Source organism: Mesorhizobium sp. M7A.F.Ca.ET.027.02.1.1, assembly GCF_004022985.1.
In the GTDB taxonomy this organism is placed as follows: domain Bacteria; phylum Pseudomonadota; class Alphaproteobacteria; order Rhizobiales; family Rhizobiaceae; genus Mesorhizobium.
Map to the genome: position 1 here is coordinate 1 of NZ_RZOL01000377.1, position 5,968 is coordinate 5,968.

Sequence of the window (5,968 nt, forward strand, 5' to 3'; positions counted from 1 at the left end):
CGCGTCCTGGCCGCTGGCGACCCGGCCGGCGTGATCGCCGACCCGCGCGTCATCGAAGCCTATCTCGGCACGAGGAGATCGGCGGCGTGAACCCCATTCTCAGCGTCGAAGGCGTCACCGCCGGCTATGGCCGCGTCACCGTGCTGCACGATATCTCGCTGGAGGCCGGCCGTTTCGGCAATGTCGGCCTGTTCGGCCCCAACGGCCATGGCAAGACGACGCTGCTGCGCGCAGTCTCCGGGCTGCTGCAACCGAAGAGCGGCCGCATCGTGTTCGACGGGCAAGACATTGCCGGCCGCAGCGCACGCGCCATCGTCGGCGCCGGCCTGATCCATGTGCCGCAAGGCAACCGGCTGTTTCCCGATCTCTCGATCGCCGACTGCATGGCGCTCGGCGCCTATTCGCCAAGGGCCCGGCCGCATGAGGCGGAGAACCGCGAAAAGGTGATCAAGCTGTTTCCAAAACTGGCGGAGCGCTGGCGCCAGCGCGTGCGCACGCTGTCGGGCGGCGAGCGCCAGATGGTGTCGATCGGCACGGCGCTGATGAGCCATCCGCGCCTGCTGATCCTGGACGAGCCGACGCTGGGGCTGGCGCCCAAGATCAAGGACGAACTCTGCGCATCCGTCATGGACATTTCGCGCGGCGGCGTGCCGCTGATCGTCGTCGAGCAGGATATCGAATTCCTGCTGGAGCTGACGCAGCAACTCTACCTCGTCAACCATGGCGCGGTGGCGACCGAGATCAAGCCGGGCGAAAGCCTCGACCACGGCGAGATCATGTCGATGTATTTTGGCCATTAGGAAAATCCGAAGATGAGCGCATTGGCGGAAATCCTGTTCGGCGGCCTGTTCCAGGGCTCGCTCTACGCCATGATGGCGGTCGGGCTAGCGCTCGTCTGGACGACGATCGGCGTGTTCAATTTCAGCCATGGCGTGTTCATGATGCTGGGCGCCTACATCGCCTGGCAGCTGGTCGAACTCGGCCTGCCTGCGGCGGTCGCGTTTCCGATCGCCGTCGTCGTCATGGCCGGCGTCGGCTGGATCCTGCAGGCGAGCGTCGTGCGGCCGCTGATCGGCCGACCCAACATCGTGCTGGTCGTCGTCATCACCACGCTGGCGGCCGGGTCGCTGATCGAGAACGGCGCGCTGACCATCTGGGGACCGCGCTCGAAACAGATCCCGGCGCTGATCGCCGGCAACGCCACCATCGGGGGCGTCGGCGTCTCCCTGCACCAGATCGCCATCATCGTGATCACGCCGCTGATCCTGGCCGCACTTTGGGTGTTCCTCAACCGCACGCGGCTGGGGCTGGCGCTGCGCGCCGTGGCACAGAACGAAGATGCCAGCCACCTTGTCGGGCTGAACGTCACCGCGCTCTATGGGCTGGCCTTCGCCATTGCCGCTTCGCTGGCCGGGCTCGCCGGCATCTTCATGGGCGGCTACCGTTTCATGTCGCCGGTGATGGGCAGCGACCCGCTGCTCAAGGCGCTGATCGTCGTCGTTTTCGGCGGCATATCGAGCATATCGGGTCCGATCTTCGCCGCCTATCTGATCGGCTTCTTCGAGGCAGCCTGCAGCTATTATTTCGGCTTGTACTGGACGCCGGCACTGCTGTTCGGCGTGCTCATCCTGACCCTTATGGTGCGCCCCGAGGGCATCTTTGCCAGCCGCTCCCGAGGCCTAGCATGACCGACACGACATCGCTGATCGCGCCTGGCCACGCCGAGGCGGCAACCCCGATCGCTCCAGGCCGCACGCCGTGGAAGCAGGAGGCCATCGGCTTCGTGCTCGGCTTCGCGCTGCTGGCGCTGCTGCCGCTGATCTTCGGCGACACCTATGCCCGCCACATCCTGATCATGGCCTTCATCTATGCGATCGTCGCCTCGAACTGGGACCTCAGCCTCGGTTATGGCGGCGTCTTCAATTTCGGCCATCTGGCGCTGTTCGGCATCGGCGTCTATGCCTACAGCCTGCTGACCAAGCTGGCCGAATTCGACCCGTGGATCGCGCTGTTTGCCAGCGGTGTCATCGCAACCCTGGCGGCGATCCTGGTGACCATCCCGATCCTGCGGCTGAAGGGCATCTACATCATCCTGGTCACTTTCGGCTTCGCGCAGTTGGTGATGCAGGTGATCATCAGCCAGTCGGCCATCACCGGCGGCACGCAAGGGCTGGTGCGCATTCCCGGACTTTATATCTTCGACCACAACATGGTCCGCGACGGCAAGTTCGCCTATTTCTACATCGCGCTGGCACTGCTGGTGGCAAGTACGCTGTTCCTGCGCGTGTTCGTGCGCTCACGCGCCGGGGCCAGTATCGTCGCCTTGCGCGACAATGAGGAATACGCCATCAGCCGCGGCGTCTCGATCGTGCGCCAGCGCATGCTGACGCTTGCCGCGAGCGCCTTCTTCACCGGCATCGCCGGCGCCTTTTACGCCGCCTACCAGCGCAATGCCTCGATCGACGTCTTCGGCATGAGCCTCGCGACCATCATCCTGTCGACGGTGCTGCTTGGCGGCACCAGCACCATCTACGGCGCCATCGTCGCCTCCTTCGTGCTGACGATCTTCGCCGAATGGATGGCCGATTTCGGCGCGTGGCGGCCGATGATCACGGCGGTGCTGATCATCGGCGTCATGCTGGCCTACCCGAGCGGCCTGGTCGGCATGATCAAGGCTTCATGGGGCGCCGTCGCCGGACGCCTGAAGCGCCCGGGCTGATCGGCTCGGAATAGCGGCTCCGCCTCAGCGGATGCCGCACCAGTCGATGACCGAAGCGGCGATCACCTTGGCGGTCTCGACCACCGATTCGACCTCGACATATTCGTCGGAACCGTGAAACCCGTCGCCTGACGGCCCGAAGATGACACCGTCGACGCCGGCGCCGGCATAGTGCGCGGCATCGCACACGGCGACGAAGCCGCGCGCCTGCGGCGCCTTGCCGACCATGGCCTTGCGCTTCATCAGCGATGTCACCAGCGGATGATCGACCGGCGTGTTCATCGGCGGGAAATACAGCCCGCCGAGCTCCCATTGGATCGCAGGCGGGTTGTCGCGCAGCCACGCATCGGTCTGGGCGAAATGGTGGACGAACGTCTCGAAATCGCGGCGGTAGTCGGCCGAGTTCTCATCGGGCAGGAATTTCATGTCGAGATCGAGCACCGCGACGTCGGGAATGATGGCCGGGTTGGTCATGACGATCGGCAGGCCGTGCTGGCCAAGGCCGGTTCCGCCATGCATGACGCCGATGTTGATCGTGTTCATGCCGAGCGGCAGCAGCGGATGCGATTTCGCCCGCGTCCGATCCAGCTCATACTGGCGCACGGCGGCGATGAAGCGGGCGGCGATCTCAATGGCGTTGACGCCCGGCTCGAGCCGGTCCTTGTCGTGGCGCTGCGGATAGATCTCGTTGTAGCGCAGCGCCGAATGGGCGTTGCGCCCGCGGATCGTCACCCGCGCCCATTCGAGCCCGCCTTCGACCGGCAGGACATCGCCCCAGGTTGGTTCGGCGACCAGCACCGCCTTGGCGAGCTTGCCCTTCTTCACCGCGTCCATGGCGCCGAAGCCGCCGGCTTCCTCGTCGACGACCGAGTGGATGGCGAGCCGGCCCTGCAACGTGATGCCCGCCTTGCGGATCGCGCGCGCGGCGGCGATGCAAGCGGCGACGCCGCCCTTCATGTCGACCGCGCCACGGCCATAGAGGCGGCCATTGGTGATCTCGCCGCCGAACGGATCGACCGACCAGTCCTTCATCGCCCCGACCGGCACCACGTCGATATGGCCGCACAGGATCAGGCTGCGGTCCTCGTCTCCCGCCCATTCGCCGACCAGATTGGGTCGGCCGGGCAAGGCATCCCATTGCTCGGTCTTGAAACCGTCCTGCTTGAGGATCGGTTCAAGCAGCGCCTGGACATCCGCCTCGCGGTTGATCGCCGGGTTGGGCTCGAATTTGGGATTGACCGAAGGGATGCGAACCATGTCGCGGGTCAGCCCGATCAACCAGTCGCGATCGGTCTCGATCTCAGCCTGCACGGCATCGATGGTGGTCTGGTTGTCGGGCATCGTCGCTTCCTTCTCTGCGTCGCGGCGCTTTGCATCGCTGCACTGGGCGCAACGACACTATTTCCTTGTGGTTTTGGTTTTGGCGGCGTCGTCGGCCGATGACGACAGGACGGTATCGAGCGTGACCGCATTGGCACTGCGGATCTTCTCGATGTCCTCGATGCGCTTGCGCACCCCGGCGCCGTGGCCTTCCAGCGCGTGGGCGAACACGGTTTCCATCTGGGCAACGGCCGTCGCCAGCGTGTCGAACGGCGAGTTGGCGTCGATCGCGGCAACCATGGTCAGGTCCGCTATGTCAGATATCGGCGACAGCCAGACATCGGTGAACAGCAGGATGGAGACGCCGCGCTCCTTGGCCTGCTGGGCAAAGCTCACCACGTCCGACTGATAGCGCCGGTAGTCGAACACGACGAGGAGGTCGCGCTTGCCAAGGTCGATCAACAGGTCGAAATCGGCGGGGCTCAACGAACCGATGTCGCGCACGCCGGAGCGGAACTGCAGGAGGTAGCCGGCCAGCATGGAGGCGATATGCCGGCTGAACCGGCCGCCCAGCAGCACGACCTGGCCCTTGCTCTCGAGCAGCATGTTGACGGCGCGCGTGTAGGCCTGCACCGGCACTGCCGTGCGCGTGCGCTCCAGGCTGTCGGAAACCGAATGGAAATAGGCAAGTGCGGTGCCTTCGCTGGAGCCGCCCGGACGCTTGGCCTCCATCATCAAAAGCGGCGAATGCAGCCTGGATTCGACTTCGGTGAGCAGGCGTGCCTGGAAATCGGCAAAGCCGACATAGCCAAGCTTGCTCATCAGCCGCGTCACGCTCGGGTCGCTGACGCCGGCGCGCCGTGCCAGCCGGGTCGCGGTGCCCAGCCCCGACATCGGATAATCAGCGAGCAGGACCTGGACGATCTTCTCTTCCGCGGAGGTGAACGCCACGGTCGTATTGGCCAGTTCTTCGCGGATCGACATTGTCATCGCCCATGGCCGACGGAAAGACGATTATCTTACAATTTCATACATGTTTGTCAAATTTGGAACTTCTCTTACAGAGCAATCGAGAGTTCGGCATGACTTGCTATCCCATGGCAGCCAAGCCAATCGTGCAACACATCCACGTAGGCTCGAACGAGGGCTGGCGTCTATTTGAAGCTGGCGATGGGCAGGAACTTGACCGCGGAACCGGTGAAGCGCCGGTGATCGGAGGTCTGTCCTCGCGGCTGGAATCCATCGAGATAGATGTGCTCCGGCGCTGTGCGGATGAGATTGGCGGCAATGACGGGCGCCGCCGCAGTGCTAGCTTCGCCGGCGATGCCACGATCTGTCTCAATCGGCCGGGACAACGCTGCCGGCACGATGACCGCGGTGGCTTCGGGATCGAGATTTGGCTGGACACGGTCGGCCTTCGGGCTGGTCCTGACGCGATCTTCGGGCTTCGATTGGGCAACCGAGACCCGCTGGCCGGCCAACCCATTGTGGCCGTCATCGGCGCGGTTCAAGGCCAGCAATGCAGCGACCGCATCGCCTGATTTGTCTGCTTCAAGCTGGCGCGTCGGGCTTTCCGGTCGCCATGTCGGCAACGGGATGTTGAACGCCACCATGTCCGGCGCGCCGCCCGCGGGACCGGCCGACTTGCCCGAGGGAATTTCAGCATCGGTTGCTGTTGGATTGGCCAGTTCGGCCCGCGCGGTGGAAGCGTTGGCTGCTGCAAGCGGCGCGAGTTGCGGGGTCGGAATGCTGGTCGTGGACCCGCTGCGCGGGGCGAAGGCTGGCAGCGGCACCGAGCCCGGCGCCATGGCCATGACGATCGCTTCAGGCGTCTTCCCTTCCGGTCCAATCGGCGATTCTTCGGCCCTATCGACGGAAGCCATCTGGATGTCGGCGCGCTGGGCATCCTGCGGCGGCACGATTGCGATG

The 5,968-nt window shown here is 64.8% G+C and carries 6 protein-coding genes and 1 pseudogene; 4 read left to right on the forward strand and 3 right to left on the reverse strand.

Translation table 11 applies throughout. The features are described 5' to 3' along the window. Window positions 1–6 precede the first annotated feature (6 nt). Genes EN749_RS28765 through EN749_RS28780 form a run of 4 tightly spaced genes read left to right on the forward strand, consistent with a single transcriptional unit; the run spans window position 7 to window position 2,719 of the window. Entirely contained in the window at window positions 7–90 is an 84-nt protein-coding gene (locus EN749_RS28765; protein ID WP_281061928.1) for a hypothetical protein, read from the forward strand. Continuing rightward, entirely contained in the window at window positions 87–800 is a 714-nt protein-coding gene (locus EN749_RS28770; RefSeq protein WP_127321148.1) for an ABC transporter ATP-binding protein, read from the forward strand. The genes EN749_RS28765 and EN749_RS28770 overlap by 4 nt, the downstream gene beginning before the upstream one ends. A gap of 12 nt (window positions 801–812) precedes the next feature. Further along, entirely contained in the window at window positions 813–1,688 is an 876-nt protein-coding gene (locus EN749_RS28775; protein WP_127296621.1) for a branched-chain amino acid ABC transporter permease, read from the forward strand. Continuing rightward, the gene (locus tag EN749_RS28780) at window positions 1,685–2,719 is read left to right on the forward strand and encodes a branched-chain amino acid ABC transporter permease (protein WP_127396605.1); all 1,035 of its coding nucleotides are present in this window, start codon (window positions 1,685–1,687) and stop codon (window positions 2,717–2,719) included. Before EN749_RS28775 ends, EN749_RS28780 begins: the two co-directional genes overlap by 4 nt. 24 nt (window positions 2,720–2,743) lie before the next feature. Here EN749_RS28780 and EN749_RS28785 read toward each other — a convergent pair whose 3' ends face one another. From EN749_RS28785 to EN749_RS28795, 3 genes and pseudogenes are all read right to left on the reverse strand, one after another. Further along, complete coding sequence (locus EN749_RS28785) at window positions 2,744–4,060, reverse strand: ArgE/DapE family deacylase (protein ID WP_127396604.1); 1,317 nt, start codon at window positions 4,058–4,060, stop codon at window positions 2,744–2,746. A 57-nt stretch (window positions 4,061–4,117) separates the two neighbouring features. After that, entirely contained in the window at window positions 4,118–5,023 is a 906-nt protein-coding gene (locus tag EN749_RS28790) for a MurR/RpiR family transcriptional regulator (RefSeq protein WP_127396608.1), read from the reverse strand. 170 nt (window positions 5,024–5,193) lie between these two features. Further along, window positions 5,194–5,968, reverse strand: a pseudogene (locus EN749_RS28795) (peptidase M15); the annotation flags it as partial.